This window comes from Rhizobium giardinii bv. giardinii H152, assembly GCF_000379605.1.
In the GTDB taxonomy this organism is placed as follows: Bacteria; Pseudomonadota; Alphaproteobacteria; order Rhizobiales; family Rhizobiaceae; genus Pararhizobium; species Pararhizobium giardinii.
In genome coordinates this window covers 1-24,613 of sequence record NZ_KB902657.1, presented here as the reverse complement: position 1 = coordinate 24,613, position 24,613 = coordinate 1, and the positions used below count along the sequence as shown (strand labels likewise).

28 protein-coding genes and 1 pseudogene are annotated in these 24,613 nt (G+C 59.0%); 11 read left to right on the top strand and 18 right to left on the bottom strand.

The features are described from left to right. Nucleotides 1-198 precede the first annotated feature (198 nt). Nucleotides 199-1,122 carry an ArdC family protein gene (locus A3AY_RS0113870; protein WP_018326265.1) on the top strand — a complete coding sequence of 308 codons (924 nt, stop codon included), beginning with the start codon at nucleotides 199-201 and terminating at the stop codon, nucleotides 1,120-1,122. 3 nt (nucleotides 1,123-1,125) lie between these two features. Here A3AY_RS0113870 and A3AY_RS39715 read toward each other — a convergent pair whose 3' ends face one another. After that, on the bottom strand, nucleotides 1,126-1,299 hold the full coding sequence (locus A3AY_RS39715) for a hypothetical protein (RefSeq protein WP_018326264.1): 174 nt from the start codon (nucleotides 1,297-1,299) through the stop codon (nucleotides 1,126-1,128). 454 nt (nucleotides 1,300-1,753) lie between these two features. Between A3AY_RS39715 and A3AY_RS0113860 the strand changes: the two genes are divergently transcribed. The 3 genes from A3AY_RS0113860 (at nucleotide 1,754) to A3AY_RS39705 (ending at nucleotide 3,014) form a co-directional block, all read left to right on the top strand. Further along, nucleotides 1,754-2,062 carry a DUF736 domain-containing protein gene (locus tag A3AY_RS0113860; protein ID WP_018326263.1) on the top strand — a complete coding sequence of 103 codons (309 nt, stop codon included), beginning with the start codon at nucleotides 1,754-1,756 and terminating at the stop codon, nucleotides 2,060-2,062. 322 nt (nucleotides 2,063-2,384) lie between these two features. Beyond that, nucleotides 2,385-2,549, top strand: a complete 165-nt coding sequence (locus A3AY_RS39710) for a hypothetical protein (RefSeq protein WP_018326262.1) — start codon at nucleotides 2,385-2,387, stop codon at nucleotides 2,547-2,549. Between the two features lie 291 nt (nucleotides 2,550-2,840). Then, complete coding sequence (locus A3AY_RS39705) at nucleotides 2,841-3,014, top strand: hypothetical protein (protein ID WP_018326261.1); 174 nt, start codon at nucleotides 2,841-2,843, stop codon at nucleotides 3,012-3,014. 18 nt (nucleotides 3,015-3,032) lie between these two features. On the opposite strand, the gene A3AY_RS0113845 is transcribed toward A3AY_RS39705, so the two are convergent. The 6 genes from A3AY_RS0113845 to traC form a co-directional block, all read right to left on the bottom strand. Next, entirely contained in the window at nucleotides 3,033-3,551 is a 519-nt protein-coding gene (locus A3AY_RS0113845; protein WP_018326260.1) for a thermonuclease family protein, read from the bottom strand. A 64-nt stretch (nucleotides 3,552-3,615) separates the two neighbouring features. Next, on the bottom strand, nucleotides 3,616-4,107 hold the full coding sequence (locus A3AY_RS35270; protein WP_018326259.1) for a WGR domain-containing protein: 492 nt from the start codon (nucleotides 4,105-4,107) through the stop codon (nucleotides 3,616-3,618). A 3-nt stretch (nucleotides 4,108-4,110) separates the two neighbouring features. Continuing rightward, nucleotides 4,111-4,308 (bottom strand): hypothetical protein, encoded by a 198-nt coding sequence (locus tag A3AY_RS0113835; RefSeq protein ID WP_018326258.1) that lies wholly within the window; start codon nucleotides 4,306-4,308, stop codon nucleotides 4,111-4,113. 28 nt (nucleotides 4,309-4,336) lie between these two features. Then, the gene (gene traG, locus A3AY_RS0113830; protein ID WP_018326257.1) at nucleotides 4,337-6,274 is read right to left on the bottom strand and encodes a Ti-type conjugative transfer system protein TraG; all 1,938 of its coding nucleotides are present in this window, start codon (nucleotides 6,272-6,274) and stop codon (nucleotides 4,337-4,339) included. After that, a complete protein-coding gene (gene traD, locus A3AY_RS0113825; protein ID WP_018326256.1) occupies nucleotides 6,261-6,476 on the bottom strand; it encodes a type IV conjugative transfer system coupling protein TraD in 216 nt (71 codons plus the stop codon). Before traD ends, traG begins: the two co-directional genes overlap by 14 nt. Nucleotides 6,477-6,480: 4 nt before the next feature. Continuing rightward, the gene (gene traC / locus A3AY_RS0113820) at nucleotides 6,481-6,777 is read right to left on the bottom strand and encodes a conjugal transfer protein TraC (protein ID WP_018326255.1); all 297 of its coding nucleotides are present in this window, start codon (nucleotides 6,775-6,777) and stop codon (nucleotides 6,481-6,483) included. A 249-nt stretch (nucleotides 6,778-7,026) separates the two neighbouring features. Between traC and traA the strand changes: the two genes are divergently transcribed. Genes traA through A3AY_RS0113800 form a run of 4 tightly spaced genes read left to right on the top strand, consistent with a single transcriptional unit; the run spans nucleotide 7,027 to nucleotide 12,695 of the window. Then, a complete protein-coding gene (gene traA, locus A3AY_RS0113815) occupies nucleotides 7,027-10,350 on the top strand; it encodes a Ti-type conjugative transfer relaxase TraA (RefSeq protein WP_018326254.1) in 3,324 nt (1,107 codons plus the stop codon). 26 nt (nucleotides 10,351-10,376) lie between these two features. Beyond that, a complete protein-coding gene (gene traF / locus A3AY_RS0113810) occupies nucleotides 10,377-10,913 on the top strand; it encodes a conjugative transfer signal peptidase TraF (RefSeq protein WP_234913205.1) in 537 nt (178 codons plus the stop codon). Next, a complete protein-coding gene (locus A3AY_RS0113805) occupies nucleotides 10,903-12,069 on the top strand; it encodes a conjugal transfer protein TraB (protein WP_018326252.1) in 1,167 nt (388 codons plus the stop codon). Before traF ends, A3AY_RS0113805 begins: the two co-directional genes overlap by 11 nt. A gap of 17 nt (nucleotides 12,070-12,086) precedes the next feature. Next, nucleotides 12,087-12,695, top strand: a complete 609-nt coding sequence (locus tag A3AY_RS0113800) for a TraH family protein (RefSeq protein ID WP_018326251.1) — start codon at nucleotides 12,087-12,089, stop codon at nucleotides 12,693-12,695. A 108-nt stretch (nucleotides 12,696-12,803) separates the two neighbouring features. Here A3AY_RS0113800 and A3AY_RS0113795 read toward each other — a convergent pair whose 3' ends face one another. Both A3AY_RS0113795 and A3AY_RS0113790 read right to left on the bottom strand, forming a co-directional pair. After that, nucleotides 12,804-13,202, bottom strand: a complete 399-nt coding sequence (locus tag A3AY_RS0113795) for a type II toxin-antitoxin system VapC family toxin (RefSeq protein WP_018326250.1) — start codon at nucleotides 13,200-13,202, stop codon at nucleotides 12,804-12,806. Further along, nucleotides 13,199-13,450 carry a hypothetical protein gene (locus tag A3AY_RS0113790; RefSeq protein ID WP_018326249.1) on the bottom strand — a complete coding sequence of 84 codons (252 nt, stop codon included), beginning with the start codon at nucleotides 13,448-13,450 and terminating at the stop codon, nucleotides 13,199-13,201. The genes A3AY_RS0113795 and A3AY_RS0113790 overlap by 4 nt, the downstream gene beginning before the upstream one ends. 303 nt (nucleotides 13,451-13,753) lie before the next feature. Between A3AY_RS0113790 and traR the strand changes: the two genes are divergently transcribed. Further along, a complete protein-coding gene (gene traR, locus A3AY_RS0113785) occupies nucleotides 13,754-14,458 on the top strand; it encodes an autoinducer-binding transcriptional regulator TraR (protein ID WP_015647751.1) in 705 nt (234 codons plus the stop codon). 15 nt (nucleotides 14,459-14,473) lie between these two features. Here the strand turns inward: traR and A3AY_RS0113780 are convergent, their stop codons facing one another. Next, nucleotides 14,474-14,773, bottom strand: a complete 300-nt coding sequence (locus tag A3AY_RS0113780; RefSeq protein WP_018326248.1) for a transcriptional repressor TraM — start codon at nucleotides 14,771-14,773, stop codon at nucleotides 14,474-14,476. A 552-nt stretch (nucleotides 14,774-15,325) separates the two neighbouring features. On the opposite strand from A3AY_RS0113780, the pseudogene A3AY_RS35265 reads away from it, so the two are divergent. Further along, a pseudogene (locus A3AY_RS35265) lies at nucleotides 15,326-16,043 on the top strand (helix-turn-helix transcriptional regulator). 117 nt (nucleotides 16,044-16,160) lie between these two features. After that, complete coding sequence (locus A3AY_RS0113770; protein WP_018326245.1) at nucleotides 16,161-16,823, top strand: acyl-homoserine-lactone synthase; 663 nt, start codon at nucleotides 16,161-16,163, stop codon at nucleotides 16,821-16,823. Nucleotides 16,824-16,863: 40 nt separating this feature from the next. Here A3AY_RS0113770 and trbI read toward each other — a convergent pair whose 3' ends face one another. From trbI to A3AY_RS0113730, 8 genes are all read right to left on the bottom strand, one after another. Next, complete coding sequence (gene trbI, locus A3AY_RS0113765; protein WP_018326244.1) at nucleotides 16,864-18,159, bottom strand: IncP-type conjugal transfer protein TrbI; 1,296 nt, start codon at nucleotides 18,157-18,159, stop codon at nucleotides 16,864-16,866. Between the two features lie 12 nt (nucleotides 18,160-18,171). Continuing rightward, nucleotides 18,172-18,615: a conjugal transfer protein TrbH gene (gene trbH / locus A3AY_RS0113760; protein ID WP_018326243.1), complete on the bottom strand. Its 444-nt coding sequence runs from the start codon at nucleotides 18,613-18,615 to the stop codon at nucleotides 18,172-18,174. A 3-nt stretch (nucleotides 18,616-18,618) separates the two neighbouring features. Beyond that, nucleotides 18,619-19,449, bottom strand: coding sequence for a P-type conjugative transfer protein TrbG (trbG, locus tag A3AY_RS0113755; RefSeq protein WP_026203418.1), 831 nt, complete (start codon nucleotides 19,447-19,449; stop codon nucleotides 18,619-18,621). A gap of 15 nt (nucleotides 19,450-19,464) precedes the next feature. After that, nucleotides 19,465-20,127, bottom strand: coding sequence for a conjugal transfer protein TrbF (locus A3AY_RS0113750; RefSeq protein ID WP_018326241.1), 663 nt, complete (start codon nucleotides 20,125-20,127; stop codon nucleotides 19,465-19,467). A gap of 21 nt (nucleotides 20,128-20,148) precedes the next feature. Beyond that, nucleotides 20,149-21,330 (bottom strand): P-type conjugative transfer protein TrbL, encoded by a 1,182-nt coding sequence (gene trbL / locus A3AY_RS0113745; protein WP_018326240.1) that lies wholly within the window; start codon nucleotides 21,328-21,330, stop codon nucleotides 20,149-20,151. After that, the gene (trbK, locus tag A3AY_RS0113740; protein ID WP_018326239.1) at nucleotides 21,324-21,506 is read right to left on the bottom strand and encodes an entry exclusion protein TrbK; all 183 of its coding nucleotides are present in this window, start codon (nucleotides 21,504-21,506) and stop codon (nucleotides 21,324-21,326) included. Before trbK ends, trbL begins: the two co-directional genes overlap by 7 nt. Then, nucleotides 21,503-22,306, bottom strand: a complete 804-nt coding sequence (gene trbJ, locus A3AY_RS0113735; RefSeq protein ID WP_018326238.1) for a P-type conjugative transfer protein TrbJ — start codon at nucleotides 22,304-22,306, stop codon at nucleotides 21,503-21,505. Before trbJ ends, trbK begins: the two co-directional genes overlap by 4 nt. Beyond that, nucleotides 22,299-24,613 (bottom strand): conjugal transfer protein TrbE (locus A3AY_RS0113730; RefSeq protein WP_018326237.1); only part of this gene is annotated, 2,315 nt, incomplete at its 5' end. The genes A3AY_RS0113730 and trbJ, both read right to left, overlap by 8 nt.

The following is a 24,613-nucleotide window of genomic DNA, read 5'->3' as shown; positions in this document are numbered from 1 at the left end:
CGAAAATGAAGCTGGATGCGCGCCTATAGCGGCCCGTCCCGCTCGGCGGTCCTGCAGGAGCCGGGCACCCATGCAACGGCTTTGCCGTCCTCCACGCTGTTACGGCCGTTCCGGTGCATGGCCGCACTATCGGCCCCTGACTTCGGACCTCCGTGACGGACCGCGATAGGCGCGGTCCTGAGAAAAGGAGAAGAAGTCATGACAAAGAAATCGGAATCGGACCGTGCGGATATCTACACGCGGATCACCGATCGGATCGTTGAAGATCTCGAACAGGGCGTTCGCCCCTGGATGAAACCATGGAGCGCCGCCAACACGCATAGTCGCATTACACGGCCGATGCGCCACAACGGCCTCCCCTATTCCGGCATGAACGTGCTGCTCCTGTGGTCGGAGCAGGTATCGCGCGGCTTCTCCTCCTCGATGTGGATGACCTTCAAACAGACCCTCGAGCTGGGCGGGGCCGTGCGAAAGGGCGAAACCGGCTCGACAGTCGTCTTCGCCAGCCGGTTCACAAAGTCGGTGGCCGACGGAAACGGCAATGATGTCGATCGAGAGATACCGTTCCTCAAGGCATATTCTGTGTTCAATATAGAGCAGATCGAGGGTTTGCCCGACACCTATTATGCTCCGCCGGCCAAGGTCCGGGATCCTGTCGAGCGAATAGAAAGCGCCGATCTCTTTTTCCGCAACACCGGCGTGGTCATCCGGCACGGCGGCAACCAGGCCTATTATTCGCCGATCATGGATTACATCCAGATGCCGCCTTTCGAGGCGTTCTGTGATGCTGCCGGATACGCGGCCGTCCTCAGCCATGAGGCGACCCACTGGACGGCGGCGGAACATCGCGTCGGTCGAGATCTTTCGCGCTATGCGAAGGACCGGACGGATCGCGCGCGCGAAGAACTGATTGCCGAGCTCGGCAGTTGCTTCCTCTGCGCCGATCTCGGTATCGCGCCGGAGCTCGAGCCGCGGCCGGATCATGCATCCTACCTGAAGTCGTGGCTTTCAGTGCTGGCCAACGACAAGCGGGCGATCTTCCAGGCGGCGGCCCATGCGCAGCGCGCTGTAAGTTTCCTGCATTCCTTGCAGCCGGAAGCGGAAGTCAAGGCTGCGGCCTGACGCTCAGTCGCGGTTGTCACCGCCTGTGGCGACCGCGTGATCCTCATCCTGTTCGTCCTTGAGACCTTGTGCGATGTCAGCATCCAGCCTTCCCCAGATTGACGGTTTTTGAGCGTCGGGTTTGGGTTTACGGGACGGCTTGCGCTCAATTATGAACGGCTTGGTCTGCTGGCGCATTGATCCTCCAGGCTGCGATTGGCGAGTGCAACGATATCGCACCGGGGAGATCGGGCAAGCGAGCCAATGTTAGCCCGAACTTGTGTCCCCGACTGAAGCAAACAACGACGGTCGAAGCGGGGGATGGCGCAAGATGCCATTCGTGCCTGGGCGAGTGCGGCGGAGCACCATTGCTGTATCCCTTCACGTCAGAGTTTCCGGCAACCCATCTGCGGGCTCGATAAGGCATGTCTGACCGGAGACCGGCTGCGCCTCGATCGTTTTCCCGCAACGGCTAGCCGCAGATTTCTTACCCCGGAAGGCTGCGCCTTTCTCCTCGCCCACTAACAAATCTGCGACTTGCCGCCCTCCATTTCATTCCGGCCTATTGGGTGCGGTCCGATCGTCACCGGTCTTTTGACAGCTATCGAGGTCGCGATGGGCGCGGCCCGAACATGAGAAAAGGAATACGACAATGGCAACCATCGGCACATTCACCTCCACCGAAAACGGCTTCACCGGCTCCATCCGCACGCTCGCCCTCAACGTCAAGGCCCGCATCGCCCGCGTCGAGAACCCCTCCGACAAGGGCCCGCAGTTCCGGGTCTACGCCGGCAGCGTCGAGCTAGGTGCCGCCTGGCAGAAAACCTCCGAACAGGGCCGCGACTACCTCTCGGTCAAGCTCGACGATCCGAGCTTCCCAGCTCCGATCTACGCAACGCTCGCCGAAGTTGAAGGCGAGGATGGCCTCCAGCTCATCTGGTCCCGCCCGAACCGGGACTGATTGACATCACGGGGCTCCGCCGTCGGCGGAGCCTTCTCCTCTGCCGAGAAGTCAAAGCAGGACCCGGTATCGAGCCAGGTCCTGCTTTTTTGGTGGCATACGGAAACGGGGGATAGCTGCTCAGATCTGTCGAGAATGCCGGGCCGGAATGACGGCCTCAAGGACGAGCGGTTCCCCCAATTTCGCGCGAACGCTCGAAGAGCGCCCGCACGAAATCGGCTCCCCCACTCGCCGCCGCTGGCGGTCGCATCCGCGATCCCTGACCCCGCCATCCCGTCCCGCCCTGCGAAATCGTCTTTCACAAACTCAAGGAGATGAGACGATGACGATCGAACAGCACATCGAAGAACTGCGGGCCGAGCTGAAGACCGCTTGCGACGCTGCGGAGCGCCGCGAGATCCAGACCGAGCTGGACCTGGCTCAAGCGGAGTTGGCAATCATCACGGCAGAGCAGGACGGTAGCGTCGATGCCGGGCCGCCCTTCTGAGGGCGGTAGACTACACAGCCAGGCGTTGTCTCTGTGTAAGATGTCGAAAGGTGGAGACATTGCACGGTGTCCTGTCGAGTGAGGTCATCGACATAAGGGATGTTGCAGTCCGGTCGTCGGTCAGCAACTCATCGCCATCAGAATTTTCCCCGCCGCTTCGCGTCTCCTTGCGCGCCAAAATTCAGATGTCGATAAGTCCTCCGCTTCGCTGCGGTCGTACCGATGCAACCCTCCTTGTCCCGGCCTGCGGCAGATCCCTGCGATGTCCGCAATCGACAAGGAGAAACCACCATGCAACGTCTCGCACAATTCCTCGCAGCCACCGGCCGCCAACTCCGCAACCTCGGCAAAGTCATCTGTCACTTTTTCCGCAAGGGCAAACTCGGCCTGAAGCTCGCGATCAAGATCCCGTTCTTCGTTGAGATCGAGATCAGTTTCGAGACCGACGGCAACCGGCGCCGCTAACCGAATGCTGGACGGCCCTCACACGGGCCGTCTCCAGCACCACGGCTGTCGCCGGCCGTTCCAAGTTCTGGCCAGGCCTTCCGATACGAGAATATCGCCGAGGCTCCTGCCGTCACGGATGAGGACGCGGAGCTTGCGACCATATCTGTCTTCGTCGCGTCCGGGCCATGCGCGAAGCTTGAAGGAACCCTGATTGACCAGTTCGATCAGGCGATCGGTCGCTCGATTTCCCAGCGCCAGCTCTGTTGAGCATTTCGGCTCGCTGATCTCGGGAGCGTCGATATCGGCAATGCGGATCTTTGCGCCCTCAATCCAGAGAGTATCTCCGTCCACGACGCAGGCGAAGCGATCACCACCGAAACATTTCCCGTATGTTGTCTCCGGACTGATGACCAAGCTCGCAGCCTCGGCGACTGGAACGATCCCAAATATGTGAGCGCCCAGCGCACAGCCGGATACTGCGATCGCGACGATGATCTTTCTCACGGGATAACGGAACTCTGGCCGAAGGCTATGGTCATTCTTCTGCAATTCCATGGGTCTCAATTTGAGTTCGATCCGTCAGAGATGGTTTTCATATCGCTCTTCGGTGCAACTGGCGCTAACGCTGCTGCGAGCTTTCGCGATACGTATGTTGCGCCGAGTTGATTGTACGGTATCCCCGGTGACGTTTTTGCCTGACGAGATCAAGGAACAATTCAACCGCGTCTTTCTCTTGCTCGAAGTGATGAAGCTTTAGCTGGCCTCTGGTGCCGATGCGTCCCCAACGCCGCATAAGACAGGCCTCTCCGAAGAGGGTCGGCTCGATCGATATGGCATAGAAGCGTGCCATATTCTTCTCAGCATCCGTGCGTTCGATATAGAGGTGATAGGGCTGGGCGATCATGGTGAGAGGATCGCGCAATCGGGCCCATGCGTCCAACGACAGTTGTGAATCGATGGTCGCGGAACGATTCAGTTTTGTGAAGTATGGACAGAAGGAGCATTGGGCGGTCCGCCTTTGGCGTACGGCTCTATTCGCTGAAGCGAACGAAGCCCAACTGTGGTCTTCGCCGATCCCGGTAACGATCCTCCCGCGATAGCCGACTGCCATTGATCAGTATCCCAGGTAACCGAGAATATCGGCGCCACAATAGTCGGCTTGCTCGTCTGGATGAACGATGAGATCACCGGTCGTGACATCCACCGAAGCGCTATCGCTTTCGCGAACGATGGCCTCAATTTGATGGACGCGGCATTCTTCGATGGCCTCTTCTACCGTGACCTGTGCCTCGCAGGCTTCCCAATATCTCATCGCCCGGTCTCCGGATTTGGGTTCTCCCTCAGACCTTGATTTCCAATGGTCCACGGTTTCCATGGAAGCGGTTATCGCCAACGCAGGACTTCATGTCGGTTCGCCGGAACCACATCGCGCGACCGCATCGAAGCGGCGCATTTCCCCCGGTGAACACAATCTGCTCATCGGCACGCATTCGCAGGACTTCGTGCGGCTGGATCAATGGTCGGCTGGCAAGTTGCTTTGATCGGGTTCGTGACGAACCCCTCGCCTGAAAGCTGCGGCTGACCTGGTCGATCTCGACTGTCGTTGTTCCACAACGCCGGGAGATATAGTCCGCGGTCTCCGGATCGTTGATCGCTGAGAAACTGATCCAGCTCGCGCTTTCGAACCACTTGCTGGTGGCGTCGCGTCCGCCATAGGTTTCGCGCATCTGGCCGATCGACTGATAGATCATGAGAAGCGTGATCCCGTACTTTCGGCCGGCATCGCGTGCCGTCTCAAGGATCCTCATGAAACCCAGGCGAGCGACCTCGTCGAGAAGGAACAGAGCGCGTCCCGGCATCGCCCCGTCACGATTATAGATGGCGTTCAGGAATGAGCCGATGATCACCCGCGCCAGACCTCCGTGGGTTTCCAGCGTTTTGAGATCCAGTGCGACGAACACGTCGGTCGTTCCCGACGCGATGTCATCGGTCGAAAAGGTCGAACCGGACACGAGACCGGCATAGTTCGGATAGCTCAGCCAATGTGTTTCTTTGATCGCATTGGCATAGACACCGGAAAATGTCTCCGGCGTCATGTTCACGAACGCTGCCACGTTCTCCTTCACAAAATCGGACTCGGAGTTGTCGTAGATTTCCTGAAGCCGCGCGCGCAGCTTCGGCTCCGGTTCCGAGAGGTTCATGCGCACTGTCCGCAGCGTTTGATCCTTTTTTTCCGTATGACCGGAGAGGCAGACATCGGCGATGATCGCCGTCAGCAGCTGCAAGCCGGATGCCCGAAAGAAATCGTCCCGTACGCCGCTGGCGCGGCCGCTTTCGCTCATGATCCACGAGGCGACCGCAGCGATATCCTCTTCCTTCGTCCCGCCATGCTGACCGATCCAGTCCAGGGCATTGAACCCAATATCGGGATCTTTCGGGTCGAGCACGATTACATCACGGCCGGCCTTAATCCGGTGCGCCTTGACCATCGGCGCCACCTCATTGGATGGATCAAGTACGATCAGCGTGCCGCCCCATTTCAGCGCCGTGGGAATCGTGACCGACGTTGTCTTGAAACCCCCGGAGCCGGCGAACACGATGCCATGTGACGATCCGAACGAACCGTCGAAGCAGAGCAGCGGTGACTTGCCCCCGGCGCCCCATGTTTCAGGCAGATCGGCCCGGAACGAGAGTGCCGCTGTGCTATCGCGATCGACACGATATCGCTCGCCGATGACGATGCCGCCACCCTCTGCGAACAGCTTCCCTGCTTCCGGCAGTTTCATCCATTCTGCCTCGCCATGCAGCGCACGTTTACCCTGGATTCGTTTCGGCTCGGAACGCGAGAATGCCGCGTTGCCGATCACCGCTACCCGCAGCGCGAAGATGCCGGAGAAGAGAGCTGCCGCAGCACCTGTCATTGTTGCCGGATCGATATAAGACAGGATCGACCGGACCGCTGGCAACTCTCCGGCAAATTGCGAAAGCCGTATTCCTTCCCGAACGATGGCGAGTGCAATGACGGCCACCGATCCCGCCACGCCGCCCCACCCTGCGGTCTTGATATTGACCGATCCCTGGGCACTGAGGAGAAAGATCAGCCCGATCGCAGCGCTCGCGATATAGGGCAGCGACAGTCCAATTCGGCCGAGGGTCAATTTCGCCTCTGCCGTTTTTCCGAACGTCGCAAGCCATTGTTCGATCCCCGGCAACGCGAGGGCGATGGCAATCATCATCAGCGGCGGGACAACGGCGAGCAGGATCCTAGTCGCTGTCATTGCCGAATGCCTCCGCGCCGATTGCGGTCAGACGGGATCGCTCCGCCTCATCGTCCTTGATCCTCGTCTTCGCTTCGATCAACAGACCGAGCAACAGCGCGCGTTTCTCATAGCGCAACCCGGCTTTGACGATCAGGCCGCCCAACTCGATCTTCTCGCGAGCGTCCTTCTTTCTGGCCTCTGCTGTGGTCAGTCGCTGCATCCGCTCAAGCCTCGCCAGCCTGGCCCGCAACCGCGCCAGCACTGAGCGACGTGGCCGGCAATGTTCCGGTCGCTCCAGCGGCACTCTTTTCTTTTCCGTTCGATCCGGCTTTGGTTCCGCGAAACCGCTTCGCCACGTCCTCGAACGCCGCCTGAAGGTCGGCGTCGTCGATTTCGATCTCTCCAAGTCCGGCCTTCAGCGCAATGCGGCCGATGCGTTCGGCGTCACGCGTTTCCGCCTGCTTCAGCTGTTCCTGCAAGCGGGCAAGTTCTTCGCGGATTTTGGACGTTGGCTTCTTCATCGGGATGCAATCTCCAGTGATATCCGTGGAATGATGGCGGAGAGTCCCCGATTTTTTCCCGGCAGGACAGGTACAAATTTGTACCTCGCCAAAGCGTCAGCATTTGGCGAATGATCCCGCCGCTCGACAAGAGCGGATCCAAGGGCGCAATTATACGTCGCTGACGCGACGTTCTGCTTTTGCCCCCTAGCGGGGCCACCTCTTGCGATCAACCTGTTGATTTCGTTCGTAAGAAGGAACGCTCCACCCGTGGCCGTCCCGCATTTTTCAGTCAGCATCGTCGCCCGTGGCTCTGGCCGCAGCGCCGTGCTGTCTGCGGCCTACCGGCACTGCGCCAGGATGGACTACGAGCGGGAAGCACGCACAATCGACTACACAGGCAAGCAGGGTCTGCTGCACGAGGAGTTCGTGATCCCTGCCGATGCGCCACACTGGCTACGCGTCATGATTGCCGATCGATCGGTCTCGGGAGCCTCGGAAGCGTTCTGGAACAAGGTGGAAGTGTTCGAGAAGCGGGTCGATGCCCAGCTTGCCAAGGATGTGACCATCGCGCTGCCGATCGAGCTATCCTCCGAGCAGAACATCGCGCTGATGCGAGACTTCGTTGCCGAGCATATCACGTCGAAGGGTATGGTCGCGGACTGGGTCTATCACGATGCACCCGGCAACCCGCATGTCCACCTGATGACGACATTGCGGCCTCTGAGCGGGGACGGGTTCGGTGCCAAGAAGGTCGCTGTTCTTGGACCAGACGGCCAGCCCTTTCGCAATGACACTGGCAAAATCATCTATGAACTCTGGGCGGGTGGCACCGAGGACTTCAATTCCTTTCGTGATGGATGGTTTGCTTGTCTGAACCGGTGCCTGGTGCTTGCCGGGCTGGATATCCGCATCGATGGCCGATCCTTCGAAAAGCAGGGTATCGACCTGACCCCGACCATTCATATCGGGGTCGGCGCCACCGCCATCGAGCGAAAATCGGAAACGGAAAACGGGCTGGCGACAGCCGGGTCACGGAAGCTCGAGCGGATCGAATTGCAGGAAGAGCGGCGCGCGGAGAATGTCCGGCGCATCCAGCGCAATCCCGGCATCGTGCTTGATCTCATCACTCGGGAGAAGAGCGTTTTCGACAACCAGGACGTGGCGAAAGTCCTCCATCGCTATGTCGACGACGCGGCTCTCTTCCAGAGCCTGATGGCGCGGATCATGCAGCATCTGGACGTGCTGCGTCTCGACCGTGAGCGTATCGACTTTACCTCCGGTGTCAGGACGCCCGCGAGGTATACGACGCGCGAGATGATCCGCCTTGAGGCTGAGATGGCAAACCGGTCGATATGGCTGTCCCAGCGATCATCGCATGGCGTCCGCCAGAAGATCATCGGGGCGGTGTTCGAGCGCCATGAGCGCCTCTCGGATGAGCAGAAAACGGCCATCGAGCATGTTGCAGGTCCTGAGCGGATTGCAGCCGTGATCGGCCGCGCCGGCGCCGGCAAGACCACGATGATGAAGGCGGCGCGCGAGGCCTGGGAAGCGGCCGGCTATCGTGTCGTTGGCGCCGCCCTGGCGGGGAAGGCGGCCGAAGGGCTGGAAAAGGAAGCGGGTATTCTTTCCCGTACATTATCCTCCTGGGAACTGCGCTGGGCCCAAGGTCGCGACCATCTCAATGACAAGACCGTTATGGTTTTGGACGAAGCCGGCATGGTCTCTTCGAAACAGATGGCGCAGCTTGTTGAAGAGGCAACGGTGCGCGGGACAAAGCTCGTTCTCATCGGTGATCCCGAACAGCTGCAGCCGATCGAGGCAGGTGCCGCCTTCCGCGCCATCGCTGATCGCATCGGCTACGCCGAACTCGAAACCATCTATCGCCAGCACGAGCAATGGATGCGCGACGCTTCTCTCGATCTCGCCCGCGGCAACATCGCCAAGGCTGTCGAGTCCTACAGCGCAAACGGTCGGATGATGGGATCGACCTTGAAGTCACAAGCCGTCGAAAACCTTATCTCCGATTGGAACCGCGAGTACGATCCGGCCCGGTCCTCGCTGATCCTCGCACACCTTCGCCGCGACGTCAGGATGCTCAACGAGCTGGCGCGCGCCAAGCTGGTGGAGCGCGGCCTTGTCGATGGCGGTCACGCCTTCAAGACGGAAGACGGTATTCGTCATTTTGCCGCCGGCGATCGGATCGTCTTCCTCAAAAATGAAAGCTCGCTTGGCGTCAAGAACGGCATGCTGGCCAAGGTCGTGGAAGCCGCCCCGGGGCGTATCGTTGCCGAAATTGGTGAAGGCGAACATCGCAAAGCTATCAGCGTAGAGCAGCGGTTCTACAACAATGTTGATCATGGATATGCGACCACGATCCATAAGAGCCAGGGCGCGACCGTCGACAGGGTCAAGGTTCTGGCCTCGCTATCCCTCGACCGTCACCTGACTTATGTGGCGATGACCCGTCATCGCGAGGATCTCGGCGTCTATTATGGCTCGCGGTCCTTCGCCAAGGGGGGTGGCCTTGCCGAGCTTCTATCGCGCAAGAACTCCAAGGAAACGACGCTCGATTACGAGAAGGGCGCCTTCTATCGCGCGGCCCTTCGCTTCGCCGACGCGCGCGGCCTGCATCTGGTCAATGTCGCACGCACCCTCGTTCGCGACCGCCTCGCCTGGACCGTTCGCCAGAAACAGAAGCTCGTCAATCTCACCGCCCGGCTGGCGACGATCGGCGCACAGCTCGGTCTCAAGCGCTCGAATACCCAAGTGACCCCGAAACCCGTCATGGAGGCAAGGCCGATGGTATCAGGCATCACAACGTTCCCGAAATCGATCGACCAGGCCGTTGAGGATCGCTTGGCCGCCGATCCGGGGTTGAAGAAGCAATGGCAGGAGGTCACGACACGCTTTACCCAGGTCTTCGCTGAGCCGGAGACCGCGTTCAAGGCTGTCAATGTCGACGCCATGCTGAAGGATCCGGCAAGAGCGCAGACAACGCTTGCGAAGATCGCAGCAGAGCCGGAAAGGTTTGGAGCGCTCAAAGGCAAGACCGGCATCTTCACCGGAGCGAATGAGAAGGCAGCGCGCGACACGGCGCTTGTCAACGCGCCTGCCTTGGCGCGAAACCTCGAGCGGTATGTAACGGCGCGCGTCGAGGCGGAGCGCAAGCATGAAGCGCAAGAGCGGGCAATCCGTCTCAAGGTCTCCATCGACATCCCTGCCCTCTCGCCATCGGCCAAGCAAACGCTTGAGCGGATCCGCGATGCGATCGATCGCAACGATCTTCCCGCCGGTCTCGAATATGCGCTGGCCGACACAAACGTGAAAGCTGAACTTGAAGGCTTCGCCAAGGCTGTGTCCGAGCGTTTCGGAGAACGCAGCCTGCTGCCGATCTCTGCTAAAGATGCAAACGGCGAGACCTTTCACAAATTGACGGCCGGGATGAACCCTTCGCAGAAAAGCGAAGTGCAGTCGGCTTGGAACAGCATGCGCACTGTGCAGCAACTCGCCGCGCACGAGCGCACCACGCTGGCATTGAAGCAGGCTGAAACAACGCGGCAAACCCAGACCAAGGGGCTCTCCCTCAAATGATTATGATGATGCGTGAAGGTTGGACGATGCCTCGTCAACGACGCCGCGCCTGCGTCACGATATCCGTGGCCGCTGGCATGATTGGCGTCCTCTTTGCTGCCGGTTGGAGTGGTGGTCTGCGCATCAACACGACGCGGAGTGAGCCGCTCGGCCTCTGGCGCATCGTTACGCTCACCCGCCCGGTCCTGCCCGGCGAAACAGTTTTCGTCTGCCCGCCCGACAATGCCGCCATGCGCGAGGCGAGGCAGCGTGGCTATCTCCGCCCGGGACTTTGCCCCGGCGGGTTTGGGCCGCTGATAAAGACTGTCATCGCGGTGGCGGGACAGCGCGTGGACGTCACCGATCACATCGCAGTTGACCGCGTACCGATCCCCGGCTCCCGCATCATGGAGAAGGACGGACAGGGGCGATCTCTTCGGCACGGTCAAAGCGGAATGGTGCGAGCCGGAGAGGTGTATCTGCACTCCGACTTCATCGGCTCATGGGATTCCCGATATTTCGGGCCGGTGCCTGTGTCAGGCGTGCTCGGTCTGGCGCAAGAGGTGTTGACCTATGCGCCGTGAGATCGTGATCACGGCCGTTCTCGTCCCCCTTGCCGTCGTCGTCGGGGCGATCGGCTGGAGCGGTCAGGCGCCGCTGCTGCCAGCGGCAACCTTCTTCCCGCTTCTGTGGGCCCGATCACCGACGCGGATCGCAGCGGCCCTCGTCGCGGCCGGCTATTTCCTGGCGGCGTCGCGAGGATTGCCGTCGGGCGTCGCACAGTTCTTTGCTGCGGATCTCTGGGTTGGCCTCCTCTTCTGGGTCGCGGCGGCATCGTCTTTCGTTGCTCTCCATGCGGTATTCTGGACAGCACGGTCGGGCTTGGTAAAAGCGGTGCGATATCTCCTCATCTTGGCTCTCACCGGTCTGCCTCCGCTCGGGATCACAGGCTGGGCGCATCCGTTGACGGCGGCGGGAATTCTGTTTCCTGGATGGGGATGGTGGGGGCTTCTCGTGTTGTCAGCCGGCCTAATCGGTCTGGTAACCCGGATTGGGCCGGCTATTGCCATTGCCCTGTCAGGTCTATGGCTTTGGTCCGCCGCATCGGGGACACATCAGATTCTACCGGAGGGGTGGCGTGGTGTCGACCTTGAAATGGGCGCAAGTCTCGGCCGCGATCAATCCCTTCAACGTCAACGTGACGTGGTGACGACTGTTCGGAAGGCTGCCGGAACACGAGAGACCGTCGTCGTGCTTCCCGAGAGCACACTGGGCTTTTGGACGTCAACGCTTGAACGTTTCTGGCGGAATGAGCTGCAAGGAACCCACGTGACTGTGGTCGCCGGCGCGGCGGTCGTCGATGCGGTTGGCTACGACAACGTCATGGTGGCCATCGATGCGCATGGGGGGCGTGTCCTCTATCGCGAGCGCATGCCTGTGCCGGTTTCGATGTGGCGTCCATGGGAGCGATGGACAGGAGAGACTGGCGGCGCCCGCTCCAACCTCTTGGCCAATCCTGTCGTCGAGGTCGCGGGCCGAAAGATCGCGCCTCTTATCTGCTACGAGCAGCTCGTACTGTGGCCCATTCTCCAGTCGATGCTACACCGACCCGACGCGATCGTTTTGATCGGCAATGGCTGGTGGACGACGGGTGGAAACATCGTCGCCATCCAGCGCGCGAGCGCCAAAGCCTGGTCCGCCCTGTTCGGCGTCCCCCTTGTGATTTCCTTCAATACCTGAACTTTGGAGCCTTCGTCATGGATGCTGCCTTTATCGCGGAATGCGCCGATCCCTCGCTGAAACCCGCCATCGTCGAGCAGTTCGTAGCCGCTGTCGGTCCGGGCGATCCGCTTGCTGTCACGGTCAAAGCCGGAGGGCGGCTCATCCTTGTACCAAAACCGAAGACGCTAGACGAGGCGATGGAGGTCATACGCCAGTATGTCGGGCAGGCCGTCGTGCGTGTGGGCCTGACACAGTTCCCGGCGGGTGTCGGCGTGAAGGACGCGTCCGCGCTGAAACCAGATCTGGTTGACCCATGCGAAAATCTTCGCATGGGGACGAGGATGTTTTCAAAGATCATGCGCATCGTTTCAAAGTGGTATGGCAACCCAACGAGCAGTGAGGTGCTTCCGCAGATCTTCGAAGATGCCGTTTACGCCTGGAACACCGGCCAGTTCGAAGGTGAAAGCGTGTTTCAGGCGGAGGATCCAGGTGGTACAATCGTCGATCGGAAGGAAGTTTCTTCGGATGCCGCAGACAAACCTGCTGATGCCACCGCCTCCCAGAGCGAAGGGGAGCCCTCAGACGAAAAGGAGGTTGGAACCGCGGGAATTCGGGTCGATCTGTCCCGGATCGGCGGGCAGTAACGCCCAAACACTGCAATCCGGCGGTGTATTCGTGACACTGAGCTCGTCAAGGCCATCCACCGAACTTGGAGTTCGGGCGTCAAGATAGCCCGGCGCGGACACTTATGCCTACCGTGCCGCGACTTCGATATCGGTGTGTATGAAGTCATCTCCCTTGAACAGCAAAGGCGCCGAAAGGCTTTTGGCGAGCGCGTATGCGGCACAGTCGGCAAGGTTAAGCCTGGCCTTCGCATCGATGCCCTTGCCGTACTTTCCGAAGGCCTCTGAAGCTCTTCGAGCCTGCTCCTCATCAAAGGGCAGGATCTGGACGCCGTTGTCTGTCAGAAAGAGCCAGAGGATTCGCTCACCCTCCGGCCCTCTACGGCGACGTAGAACGACCGCACATTCATGGGCGTTGACGGCCGACATCGTGAGATCGTCGGCATCCTGAATTACGCGAGCATAAAGAGCACTGTCGTCTTCCCGTTCGAGGATGGCGACTACTGCGGAGGAATCGACGACGATCATTGTTCGTTCAGGTCGTCGAGAATCTCTTTCGGCGACGATGGGTCAAACAGCGGCAGGGCCGAGACCTTTTCGCCGACGGCCATCATCTGCTCGACGGTCATGCGGTTGCGAACAGGCAAATCAGTGGAAACGCCAAGCGCCGCAGCCTCACGTTCGAGCGCCGCGCGAATAAGATCATCCGGTCTACGGCCCACACGGGCCGCAACCTTTCGGGCAAGCTGTTCGGTATCGTGTGTAAGCTGCAACATGGTCTCTCTCTAATGACAGTCCAGATATAGGACATTTTTAAAGACAATAACAGGTGGATGGACCGCACTGTCTGAAAAGTGAGGTCGGTCGGTCGACACCCCGACACGTTTTCCGCGAATAAACAAATTCCGAGGTTTTCAATCTCGCGGAAACGATTTAGAAAACCATTCCGTGATGGTCAACTTATGCGATTGAATATGCTTCATTCTTTACCAGGTCACTGTTCGCGCGCGTCGCGGGCCCTCTGACTGCCGACGCATTTCGCCACCGCGCAACGGGTGCGATTTACAGGGAGAGTATGGATGTCAAACTGGGTCGAGAAACTGCTGGATATCACCGTGATCGGAAACGATCAGTCCATGGTGAAGGGCGCCCTGGCCAATCTGGCTGATCGGTTCGATTTTGTGGGCTATGCCTTCGTAAACATTCGTCCCGGGCAGACCTATGCGGTCTCCAACTACGATATCGACTGGCAGAAAATCTATGACACGCTGGACTACCGGTTCATCGATCCGGTCATGCGGCAGGCCCAGCTTATAAGGCGCGCTTTCGCCTGGTCCGGCGAAGCCGACAAGAGCTCGCTGTCAAAAGAGCAGAAGAACTTCTTTTCGAAAGCCGCTGATTTCAACATTCGCTCGGGCGTTTCCATCCCGGTCGCCACCGCCAACGGTGCGATGTCCATGCTGACCTTTGCATCGGCGAAGCCTTCGCTTGCCAGTGATATGGAGATCGATGCGATTATGGCAGCCTCAGCGGTCGCCCAGCTTCATACGCGCCTTGAGCACATGCGGGTCACGCCCTCCATCGAGGAAAAGATCGTCCTGACGCCGAAGCAGGTGAACTACATTCGCTGGCTGTCGCTTGGCAAAACCGTCGAGGTGATCGCTGAACTGGAGCAGGCAAAGTATGCTGGCGTCCGCTCTGCGATTGACGATGTCAGAACGCGCTACAATCTGGCCAATCATGCGCAGGTGGTGGCTTTGGCTATCCGACGCGGCCTGATTTAGGATGATGTGGCGTTGTCAGGCCTTGGGCGTATAGCCTAGAATGTGCAGCAAGGTGGTCAGCACCGACATTTGCGCGTGCATCCTGATGGTTGCTTCGAGATAGGCAATATGGGTATCGCCAACAAGCTCCTTACCGGCTTTAACGTCAGCCGGCAGTTCATTGAACAGATTTTCTGCCCGCTCCAACAGTTCGCGATGTTCGCGGATTGCATCGATCGTGAGACGCTCAACGAGCGGTGACGGAAGCCCATGCAAGAGCCCTATCAGCGGCTTCAGATCGACTGCCTCGCCATTCAATCGGTCGTCGGCGTCCATGTTCAACTCCCAAAACAGGAATGCGCGGTGCGCCCCCGCATAGTTCCTGACCCCTGGCGATCGGGGAGTTAGTAACCGAGCATGCGCCGGCCCATAGACCTTTAGTTCCGAGGAACCTGGACATACGTCCATGGCTCCCCGACCATAGGTCGAGGAATTCGGCGCCCTAACGGCGGACGCCAAACCGGCATGCGTCGGGTTACTAAGCCCGGAGGCAGCGCGTACTGCCTCACCAGCGCTTATAGCGACCTAACCTCATCCGCGCCACCGCAGATTTGTTGGCGAACGAGGTCGGCTCGCGGCCAACGATTGAAGAAGGAGACTGCGTCGTTGTCGCTTTGGTGTCCAAAATGAAACGGGTGATCGTCCAATAGTCGAACGAAATTAACCTCGGCATTGCAATGCCTCTCTTCGCCGGAAAGTTGCGTTTGAACCACGAAAGCAATCAGGTTACAGCACGATCCCTTGAAGTTCTGCATCGCCGGCGAACTCGTTTGGCTGATCATTCGATCTCTGCGGCGGATTGTCAGGTCGCAGTGCTGGAAGCGGATATTGACACGATCTCTCGCCGATTTTTCCGACGTTAAGGAACGCCTTGCAAAGACGGGCTCGGTGACGGAAGCGCTACATTTCATACAGTCGGTCTATCGCGTCGATTTCATAACCTACCATCTCGCTTCGACGGTAATTGGTGATTTTGACACCCCGTTCGTGCGCACGACCTACCCGGATGCGTGGGTATCCACCTATCTGTTGAAGGGCTATGTCACCATCGATCCTGTCGCGCGAGGGCTTTTTGCGCCAGCTGCCATTCGATTGGCGAGAACTCGACGTCACGCCCGAGATGCTGATGTTTCTGGAAGACGCAATACGCCATGGGATCGGCCGTTTTGGTTTTTCCATCCCGATATCGGATAAAGCCGGCCGTCGCGCCATCCTCTCTTTGAATTCGAACGCCTCCGCCGAAGACTGGGAGGATCTGGTCAGTGCTCATCGGAGTGAATGGGGCGATCTCGCGTATCTCGTCCACCAGATGGCAGTGTTCGAGCTACATGGAGCGAGCGATCCGATCCCGGTCTTGAGTCCGCGGGAACGTGAGTGCCTCTACTGGAGCGCGCTCGGCAAGGATTACAAGGATATCGCGCTTATTCTCGGCCTTTCGCATCACACGACCCGCAGCTACATCAAGTCGGCGAGGACAAAACTCGGTTGCGCCACGATCTCGGCGGCGGCCACTCTTGCCCTGAAGCTACGCGTGATCACGATATGAGCCGACCGCCCGCCAGCCTTTGACAATACCCGCATATGGGTCTGACCATATGCGGGAATATCTGGCTCCTCCGCCAAGCGGCATCTTCCAGCCAAGATCAACAGCTGGAGATAAACCTTGTTCATTCTGGTTCAAGCGCATCAATACACCCGTTATCAGGCTCTCATGGATCAGGCATTTCGCCTGCGAAAACGCGTCTTTCACGACCAGCTCGGATGGGCCGTCACAATCGACGGTGATTGCGAGCGCGACGAATACGATGCTCTGCGGCCGGCTTACCTGATGTGGTGCAATGATCGCGCGGATCGCCTTTATGGAACCCTGCGGCTGATGCCAACCACCGGCCCGACGCTTCTCTACGACGTCTTCCGCAACACGTTTGCGGGTGCAAACCTGATTGCACCCGGTATCTATGAGGGAACGAGAATGTGCCTCGATGAGGAAACACTTTCCGTGGATTTCCCGAGCCTGGAAACGGGCAAGGCTTTCGGCATGCTGTTGCTGGCTTTGTGCGAATGCGGATTGTCGCACGGTATCGAGACGCTGGTGTCGAACTACGAGCCGCACCTGGCGCGCGTCTATCGTCGGGCGGGGCTCGCCGTTGAAGAGGTTGGCCGCGCAGACGGCTATGGTCGCTCTCCGGTTTGCTGCGGTATCTTCGAGGTTTCAGAAGAAGTTCGCACGCGCATGCAGCAGACGCTTGGTGTCGCGGCTCCCCTTTATGCAGGATATCGGCCGCGCAAAATTGCGAACAGCGAGACCGTGCGCATATCGGCCTGATCCAGGAATTGTCCAAAGGGCGGTTGCGGCAACGTGTGCCTCAACCGCCATAATTTCCGGGAAAGACAATATCCTGGTCGACGAGAACGTTGAACTTGTAGCCCGGTCGGATCTGGATGGTGGGCTGAACATTCAGGTTCTTGGAAATCGTCTGCTCCGCGACGCGGCCGAAGGTCTCCGCAAAGTTTCTACGCGCCGCGTCAGAAGCCGTATCCTGTGTGGCGAGGGTCGAACTCTCCGGAACTGCCATATCGATGCCGGTACCTATGAGTGCAACAAGCGCTGCCGATCCAAAGGTTCGGAAATAATGATTGTTGACCTTGTCGGAGAAGCCGCCATAGCCCTGCGAGTCTGTTCCAGCCATGCCGCCGATCTGCAGTGTAGAGCCATTCGGGAAGATGACATCCGTCCAGACGACCAGAACGCGGCTTTGGCCAAACGAGACCTTGCTGTCATAGCGTCCGAGTAGTTTGGTACCCTGCGGAATGAGAAGAAAATGCCCGGTGGCGCTGTCGTAGATGTGCTGGCTCACCTGCGCTGTGATCCGGCCCGGCAAATCGGAGATGATGCCGGTAATCATGGTGGCCGGGATGACGGAGCCGCGCTTCAATTCATAGCGTGACTGTTGGGGTACAACCTGGTTCGGCAGGTAGCCGAGATCCTTGATGTCGGCGTTGAAGAAATCTTCCTTCGAAGTCTGTCCGTTCGGATCGGCATTCTGACCCATCAAACCCGATTTCATGGCCGCCGCATAGAGATCGGAGGCACCGTTATTGGTGGCCGGCTGCCGGTCTGTTGTCCTGGTGTGGTTGGAGATATTTCCCAGCTCCGAGATTTTGACCTTCAGCGGCGAGTCAAACGCAGTGGCACGGGCCTGAAGGCTGGCCATCCGCTGTCGTTGCTGTTCACGCAGGACTTGTTCGCGCTGCTCGCGGCGAAGTCGGGCCAGCCATTCTTCTTCCGACTCCATTTGGGGTCTGCGCTCTTCCCGTGCCTGCTGCTTTATCTGCTCCTCTTCAATCGGCTTGGCCTCCACCTTTGTCTGGGTTGCGGGCGTGGGCTGGAATACGGACTGCTCTTCGCGATCCCCGATGATGCCGTCTTTCACCCCGCGCTTCATCTGATCAGCGAAGGTCGAGGCCGGGACGTTCGAGCCTGCTTCATCCGGAATTCTGTCGCCGAACCGCAGTCCCCTGGATGAGATGCCGTAGACAAGGACACAGGCGACGACGACTGCGATACCGATGCCACAGAACACCGGCAGGCGATTGAGCCGTTTCATGCCCTTTTCCTGCGAGGCGCTGCTCGGATTGCCGAGCTGGAGCGACTGGACCATATCTGTCTCTCCTCAGTTTCGCTTCATCAATGAAAGCGGGCTTGCCGGCGTGGCGCCACCTGATGACACCGAATAGGCTCGCCCAAGCTCGAGTGTCTCGCTGGAAAGTCTTGCCAGCACCTGTCCATCAACGTCGATCAACGAATATGCCAGCTCGATCGGTTTGGCGGTGTCTTTCAATGAGCGCGCCTTGTCATCCGTCACGACAGTGAAACCCCACCCCTTCAACGCGGCCTCGAGCGCGGTCGCGAAATCCGATGCGTCGTTGTGAAGCCTGATTGGCGTCGCGGTTGACCCTGCCTGCTCGGCATAACGCCCAGCCATGTCGCCGGCGATCGCGCTTGCGGCGGGGCCTGTTAGCGTCGAAGGCGCAGCACTCGTCGTGAGCGCGTCAGTTCCGGTCTGGCAACCAGAGAGAAGAACGGCAGCGACAAAAGGAAAAAGGCAAAGGCGCATCGATCAGCCTCCCTTCCTGATGGTAATTTTCTGCTGACGCCAGCCGACGCCCGAAACAAGGACAGCCTTGTCGATATTGTAATCGACGATCATCATGTCGTTCTTCATCCGGTAGTTTACGATCCGGTTTTGCCCGCCAGAAACCACGAAGAGGACCGGCGCATCCTGACCGGAGAGCGTTCGCGGAAACTGTATGTAGGTCTTCTGCCCATCCGAATAGACGCGCTTCGGCTTCCAGGGCGCGCTGCCGCTCAGCGAATAGGCGAAGGCAAGTTGCTCTGGCGGTACGCCGCCGTCGGAATTGGTCATCGTCTGAATTCGAGCGTTGATGTCGGACAATCTCGTCGCGGCCTCTTCCGGATACTCGAAGCCAACCCGGGCCATATACTGGTTTGGATGCGATTTGAGCTGAATATGATAGGTACGCCTCGACGTCGTCACCACCATCGACGTCACCAGACCCGCTTCAGACGGTTTGACGATCAGGTGAATTGCCTGGCCCCCTGCAGCACCGGATGTGGCCGGCTCGACCTTCCAGCGCACCGTGTCCCCAACAAGCACGTCGCGGACAATCTCCCCACCCTGAAGCTCGATGTCGCAGACCTGTAAAGGTGAGCAAACGACAGAGGGCTGCGTCTCACCGAACAGAAAGATGACTTTTCCGTCGGCACCAGTTGTTACCAGTCCCCGCTGCCCACGCCATTTGTTGGAGAGGGTGGTTCCTTTCGCCTCATTCGTCGTCAGGCTCTGGGCAAAGCCCGATGTCGTCGCCGTGATCAAAAGCGCAAGTGCGGTCATGCAGCAAAGCGCTGCCCGATTTAACCTTGTATTCATTGAAGTCCCCTGCCCTTACAGTTGCGCGGTCCAGTCGAAGTCCTTGACATAGAGGCCGATGGGATTGAGCCGGATGGTCGCCTCGTCCTGGGGCGGGGTGATCGCTACCGTGGCTATGCCGCGAAATCGGCGTGTTGCGATTTCCTTGCCTTTGCGGTCCCGTTCGTACTCAGTCCAGTCGATCTGATAGGTCTGGTTCGACAGCGCGACGATGTTGTTCACCTCGATGGCGACGGTCGCATTCACGGCCTTTTCGAATGGCGAGTTGCCACGGAACCAGGCATTAATCTTCTGGGTCGATGGATCGCTTGTCCTGAGAAGCGCATAGGTCCTGTCGATGTATTGTTTCTGGACGACGGCATCCGGCGTGATCGAGCGGAAACTGGTGATAAAGCCGCCGAGCGTTGCCCGGATGACCCGGGCGTCGGCATATTCGATCTGCTGCGGAAATCCTGCCGAGACGGTGTTTCCGACTTTGTCGACCTCGACGATGTACGGCACGAGTTTGACCTGCGTGCTCAGATACAGCGAGTAACTGAGACCGATCACCGCCATGCCGAGGCTCAAGATGCCGACCGTCCGCCATGCCGAGGCCGCCCTCACGTAAGAGCCGTATCGTTCCGACCATTCCTGCCTTGCGGCAAGATACGGGTTCTCCGGGGCGCGTTGCGCTGCCATATTATTTTCCCTGTCTTGAATTTACGATTTATCCTGCCGCTCCGGCGGCTGACCGGGTGAGGCTCCCTTGCCGCGAGCCTGGTCGAGCTTCGCGTTCGCTAGGCCAAGGATGGAGCCAGCATAGGCACCGGGCGACCCGATCGCCTTCTCCTTGGCTGCGGATCCTGCGGCCTGCCCGGCCGAGCCAAGGCCTGCACCCACTCCGCGAATAGCCGCTCCTCCAAAGGATGATCCGGCGGCCCGCGCCGCTTGACCTGCTGCAAATCCTGCTCCGGCCGCACCTGCGGCCAGGAAGGCTCCGCCAGTCGCGAAAGACGCCGCCTGCCCACCGTGCTGAATGGCTTCCATCCCGCCGGAAACAGACGCCCCCTGAACGACGCCCTGCATGATGTTTGGAATATACATCGCGATGATAAACACAACGACCGAGATGCCGGCGATCGCAAGTGTCGTGATGAACTGGTCGGTCTCGGCGGTTGGGGCCTGAGCAAGTCCCAAGAGGACTCCGGAGCCGATTTTAGCGATCATGACCAACGCCATGAGCTTCATGCCAACGCCGAAAGCATAAACGAGATATCGGACAGCAAAGTCCTTGGTGAACGAGGATCCACCGAGGCCGAGCATAATCATTCCCGCGAGTAGGCCGACATACATCTCGACCATCACAGCCACGAAAATCGCTGCCACCAGCGAGAAGCAGATCACAACAATACCCATGGCGAGAACGGCTGCGATCGCAAGAGCATTATCCTCGAAGACACCGAACTTGGCCTGTTCCGACATCTGCGAAGCGACACGGATACCCGCATCGAACACCTCCGCAGGCGAAGCTGACCCGCTGCCGGCCCCGATCTGATAGAGACTATCGACAACAGCTTTGGCAAACGTCGGTCCCTGGGTCAAAACAAAGGCAAAAAAGCCGATGAACATGATCCTCCGCACAAGCTCAGCGAACCAGCTGTCGAGGGATGCCGACTGAATGGCGAGCCACACCGCGGCAATCCCTACCTCTATTCCGGCGAGGATCCAGAACAGAGACCTTGCCGCATCCATGATGGTTGTTTCCCAACCCTTGGCAGCGGAAGAAACCTGATTTTCAAGCTCTGTGAGGACTTGGCCCTGCTGTGCAAACGCAGGGCCGGCCAGCATAAGGCAGGCAAGTCCAGTTGCGAAAAAGATCAACTCGATCCGTGCCCTCACCATCTTGGACGCATTTCCTGGCCCTTTTCGATCGGGGGCAGGTCCTTTTTCACACCGAAAAATTTCTCGCTCTTTTTGGATGAGGATCTCTCGTCGGACTTCATGATGAATACCGTTGCTGCTGACACTGACGCCGCCGCGACCAAAAGCGCGATAGCAATGACGATCGCGCGGCTCACCAGCGGGGCTCCATCTTCTGACCTTCGGGGACGGCACTGGTATCCGCGTTGAAGAACTTTTCCCGTCGTGCCTGTGCCAGATCCTTGTCGGTTTGCTCGCTTTGCAGCCACGTCCCCATCATCGTCATCTGCTGGGATACGAGACCACGCAGCTTTTGCGTTTGTGCAACCTGCTGCGCTGCAATCTCGTGGCCGACCTGGAGAGCTTTCATTTGGCCATCGGCAGATTCTGACATGTTTCTGAGGGAGCCCATCGTATCCTCCTCGCTGTCGAACTGGTCAGCGGTCAGGCTCGCAGCCTTAAGTGTGCTGGCGATGGTGTCGCGGTTGGTGTCTGACCAACGGGCGTAGTTCGAGGATAGGTCCGTCCCGTTGCCGGCGGCAGTCTGAAGATCAGCATAGGATTGAAAGCGCTGCTTCAGCACATCATCTGCGCTCCCCATCGAGAAAGAGATGCTCTGTCCCTGATCGATGATATCGCGGAGCTGATTGAGATCGCTCTCCACCTGCCCCCAGATATGATCGGGCAGCTGCGCCGTGTTTTGCAGCATGTTTTCGTAGATGTTCAGCTGGTTCTGGATCTGCTCGGCCAGCTGACTGATCTGTGTCAGCTGATTGTCGACTTGCAGGCCGGAGCTTTTAAGGAGGTCGACGAGCTGTGCATTGTTGGCAAGCTGTGTCCACTCGGTTGCAGCGCCCGTCGCTGAGCCGGCAAATGCTGGTGCCGAAGCGCAGACTGCAAAAGCTGCCACGACAGCGGTGGCGGATTTTCTTCTGAGCGATAGGATATGGTCAAGCATAGCTATTGATCCCTCTTTCATTGAGCCATTGGGTTGGCCAGTCTTTGCCGAAGGTTGAGAGAAGTTCCCGGATCCGAGCGAGGTCGGCTTTGCCGGAAGCACCGACGAAGGAGAGGGTGAGCGGCCCCAGCGCCATATCAAAAAGACGGCGTCCGTCCGGCGACGTCACGTAATATTCCCGCTTTGGAATAGCGGCTGCGACGATTTCGATCTGGCGAGGATTAAAGCCGATGCGCTCATAGAATTCTCGTGTCCCGGACTCGCGGGCAGCCCCATTCGGGAGGCAGATCTTGGTTGGGCAGGATTCCTTCAGGACATCGATGATGCCCGAGCGCTCTGCGTCCGAAATTGACTGTGTGGCGAGAACGACAGCGCAGTTTGCCTTTCGCAGCACCTTCAGCCACTCGCGGATCTTGTCGCGGAACACCGGGTGGCCGAGCATCAGCCAAGCCTCATCGAGAATGATGAGGCTTGGTGCCCCCGTGAGCCGTTTTTCGATCCGGCGAAACAGATAGGTCAGCACGGGGACGAGATTTCGCTCGCCCATATTCATCAGTTGCTCGATCTCGAAGCACTGGAACAGACCGAGGGTTAGCGAATCCCGTTCAGCGTCGAGAAGTTGGCCCATGGGGCCATCAACAGTGTAGTGGTGCAACGCGTCCTTGATCTCCCGCATCTGCACGCCGCTCACAAAATCCGACAGCGACCGGCCTGGAGCCCCCGCCATCAAACCGATCTGCCGAGATATGGCGTTTCGGTAGTCCGGGTTGACCGTGACACCCTGCAGGGAGACGAGTGTTTCGATCCACTCGGAAGCCCAGGCGCGGTCGGTCTCGGTCGAGAGGTCGGAGAGAGGGCAAAAGGCAAGCCTAGCCCCCTCCCCTGCCTCGCCGCCGATTTCGTAATGATTACCATCAACGGCCAGCGTCAGCGGCAGAATAGAGTTGCCTTTGTCGAAGGCGAAAACCTGCGCACCCTTATACCGGCGAAATTGCGCTGCGATGAGCGCGAGAAGCGTTGACTTGCCGGAACCGGTTGGTCCGAAAATAAGCGTATGCCCGACATCATCCACATGAAGGTTCAGTCGGAAGGGTGACGATCCGGAAGCCACCTGCGTCAGTGGCGGCGCGTCGGGTGGATAGAACGGGCAGGGCGCAAGTGGACTGCCCGACCAGACGGAATTGAGGGGGATGAGGTCCGCGAGGTTGCGGGTGTTTATCAGCGGTTCCCGGATGTTGCAGTACCAGTTGCCTGGCAGGCTCCCGAGGAATGCGTCCGTCGCATTCAACGTCTCGATCCGCGCGCCAAATCCCTCAGCCTGGATCAACCTTCGAACCGACTCAGCTTTATCGGCGAGCTTTTCTCTGCTCTCGTCGAATAGAATGATGACCGGCGTGTAGTAGCCATAAGCGACCAGCTGCGAAGAAGCCTCGGCGATCGCGTCTTCAGTCTCAGCGACCATGGCCATTGCGTCCTGGTCAACCGATCGGCTTTGCGTCTGGAAGAGTTGGTCGAAGAACGGCCGCACCTTCTGTTGCCATTTCTTGCGCGTGCGCTCCAACCGCTGTTTGGCTTCCTCGGCATCCAGAAAGATAAAGCGTGACGACCAGCGATAGGTGAGCGGCAAGAGATCGAGGCTATTCAAGATGCCTGGCCAGCTCTCGGCCGGCAAACCGTCGATCGCAATCGCGCTGAGGAACCGGTTTTCGACTTTCGGGGTAAGGCCGTGCTCTAGCTCCGCGGTCGCCAGCCAATCCAAATACATGGGAATTTCAGGCAGACGGACTGGGTGGTTTTCACCGGTGATGCAGAACCGGATGAACTGGAACAGCTCATCGTAGCGGGCAATGCGGGTGCCACCGCGTTCCGGCACCTCACGCGTCCGCATACGCTCAATGGAGATGACGTTGCCGAGGTATTGCTCAATCTCTCGGGTGGAGCGCCTGAAACTGTCGAGCACCGTGTCGGCATAGGTCGCCGTCCGGCTCTCAGTGTCCGAGTAGATATAACGCGTGACGCCAGATCGCCGGCGCTCGGGAGGGCGATATGTCAGGACGAGCGCATGCCGGCTCTCGAAATGCCCGCGCTCTTGTTCGAAGTGCTTGCGCCGCTCATCATCGATCATTCGAGTGACAGCATCGGGGAAATGACTGCGTTCCGCAGAAGGATAGTCAGTTGTTGGGATGCGCACGGCCTCGACCTGGATCATCCAGCCGGAACCTAGCCGTGAAAGGATCGTATTGATCTGACGGGACAGATCGTTGCGCTCGAAATCCGTGGCGCTCTCGGAGTCAGGGCCGGCAAAAT

Excerpts from the sequence above, each read along its gene's own strand:
- trbH (WP_018326243.1), bottom strand. The coding sequence starts at position 18,615 with ATGCGCCTTTGCCTTTTTCCTTTTGTCGCTGCCGTTCTTCTCTCTGGT.
- A3AY_RS35270 (WP_018326259.1), bottom strand. The coding sequence starts at position 4,107 with ATGGCAGTCGGCTATCGCGGGAGGATCGTTACCGGGATCGGCGAAGAC.
- traF (WP_234913205.1), top strand. The coding sequence starts at position 10,377 with ATGCCTCGTCAACGACGCCGCGCCTGCGTCACGATATCCGTGGCCGCT.
- traR (WP_015647751.1), top strand. The coding sequence starts at position 13,754 with ATGTCAAACTGGGTCGAGAAACTGCTGGATATCACCGTGATCGGAAAC.
- A3AY_RS39705 (WP_018326261.1), top strand. The coding sequence starts at position 2,841 with ATGCAACGTCTCGCACAATTCCTCGCAGCCACCGGCCGCCAACTCCGC.
- A3AY_RS0113860 (WP_018326263.1), top strand. The coding sequence starts at position 1,754 with ATGGCAACCATCGGCACATTCACCTCCACCGAAAACGGCTTCACCGGC.
- traC (WP_018326255.1), bottom strand. The coding sequence starts at position 6,777 with ATGAAGAAGCCAACGTCCAAAATCCGCGAAGAACTTGCCCGCTTGCAG.
- trbG (WP_026203418.1), bottom strand. The coding sequence starts at position 19,449 with ATGAATACAAGGTTAAATCGGGCAGCGCTTTGCTGCATGACCGCACTT.
- A3AY_RS0113780 (WP_018326248.1), bottom strand. The coding sequence starts at position 14,773 with ATGGACGCCGACGACCGATTGAATGGCGAGGCAGTCGATCTGAAGCCG.
- A3AY_RS0113805 (WP_018326252.1), top strand. The coding sequence starts at position 10,903 with ATGCGCCGTGAGATCGTGATCACGGCCGTTCTCGTCCCCCTTGCCGTC.
- traD (WP_018326256.1), bottom strand. The coding sequence starts at position 6,476 with ATGCAGCGACTGACCACAGCAGAGGCCAGAAAGAAGGACGCTCGCGAG.
- A3AY_RS0113795 (WP_018326250.1), bottom strand. The coding sequence starts at position 13,202 with ATGATCGTCGTCGATTCCTCCGCAGTAGTCGCCATCCTCGAACGGGAA.
- trbL (WP_018326240.1), bottom strand. The coding sequence starts at position 21,330 with ATGGTGAGGGCACGGATCGAGTTGATCTTTTTCGCAACTGGACTTGCC.
- A3AY_RS0113845 (WP_018326260.1), bottom strand. The coding sequence starts at position 3,551 with ATGGAATTGCAGAAGAATGACCATAGCCTTCGGCCAGAGTTCCGTTAT.
- A3AY_RS0113800 (WP_018326251.1), top strand. The coding sequence starts at position 12,087 with ATGGATGCTGCCTTTATCGCGGAATGCGCCGATCCCTCGCTGAAACCC.
- A3AY_RS0113790 (WP_018326249.1), bottom strand. The coding sequence starts at position 13,450 with ATGTTGCAGCTTACACACGATACCGAACAGCTTGCCCGAAAGGTTGCG.
- A3AY_RS0113750 (WP_018326241.1), bottom strand. The coding sequence starts at position 20,127 with ATGGCAGCGCAACGCGCCCCGGAGAACCCGTATCTTGCCGCAAGGCAG.
- A3AY_RS0113835 (WP_018326258.1), bottom strand. The coding sequence starts at position 4,308 with ATGAGATATTGGGAAGCCTGCGAGGCACAGGTCACGGTAGAAGAGGCC.
- A3AY_RS39715 (WP_018326264.1), bottom strand. The coding sequence starts at position 1,299 with ATGCGCCAGCAGACCAAGCCGTTCATAATTGAGCGCAAGCCGTCCCGT.
- trbJ (WP_018326238.1), bottom strand. The coding sequence starts at position 22,306 with ATGCTTGACCATATCCTATCGCTCAGAAGAAAATCCGCCACCGCTGTC.
- A3AY_RS0113870 (WP_018326265.1), top strand. The coding sequence starts at position 199 with ATGACAAAGAAATCGGAATCGGACCGTGCGGATATCTACACGCGGATC.
- trbI (WP_018326244.1), bottom strand. The coding sequence starts at position 18,159 with ATGGTCCAGTCGCTCCAGCTCGGCAATCCGAGCAGCGCCTCGCAGGAA.
- traG (WP_018326257.1), bottom strand. The coding sequence starts at position 6,274 with ATGACAGCGACTAGGATCCTGCTCGCCGTTGTCCCGCCGCTGATGATG.
- A3AY_RS39710 (WP_018326262.1), top strand. The coding sequence starts at position 2,385 with ATGACGATCGAACAGCACATCGAAGAACTGCGGGCCGAGCTGAAGACC.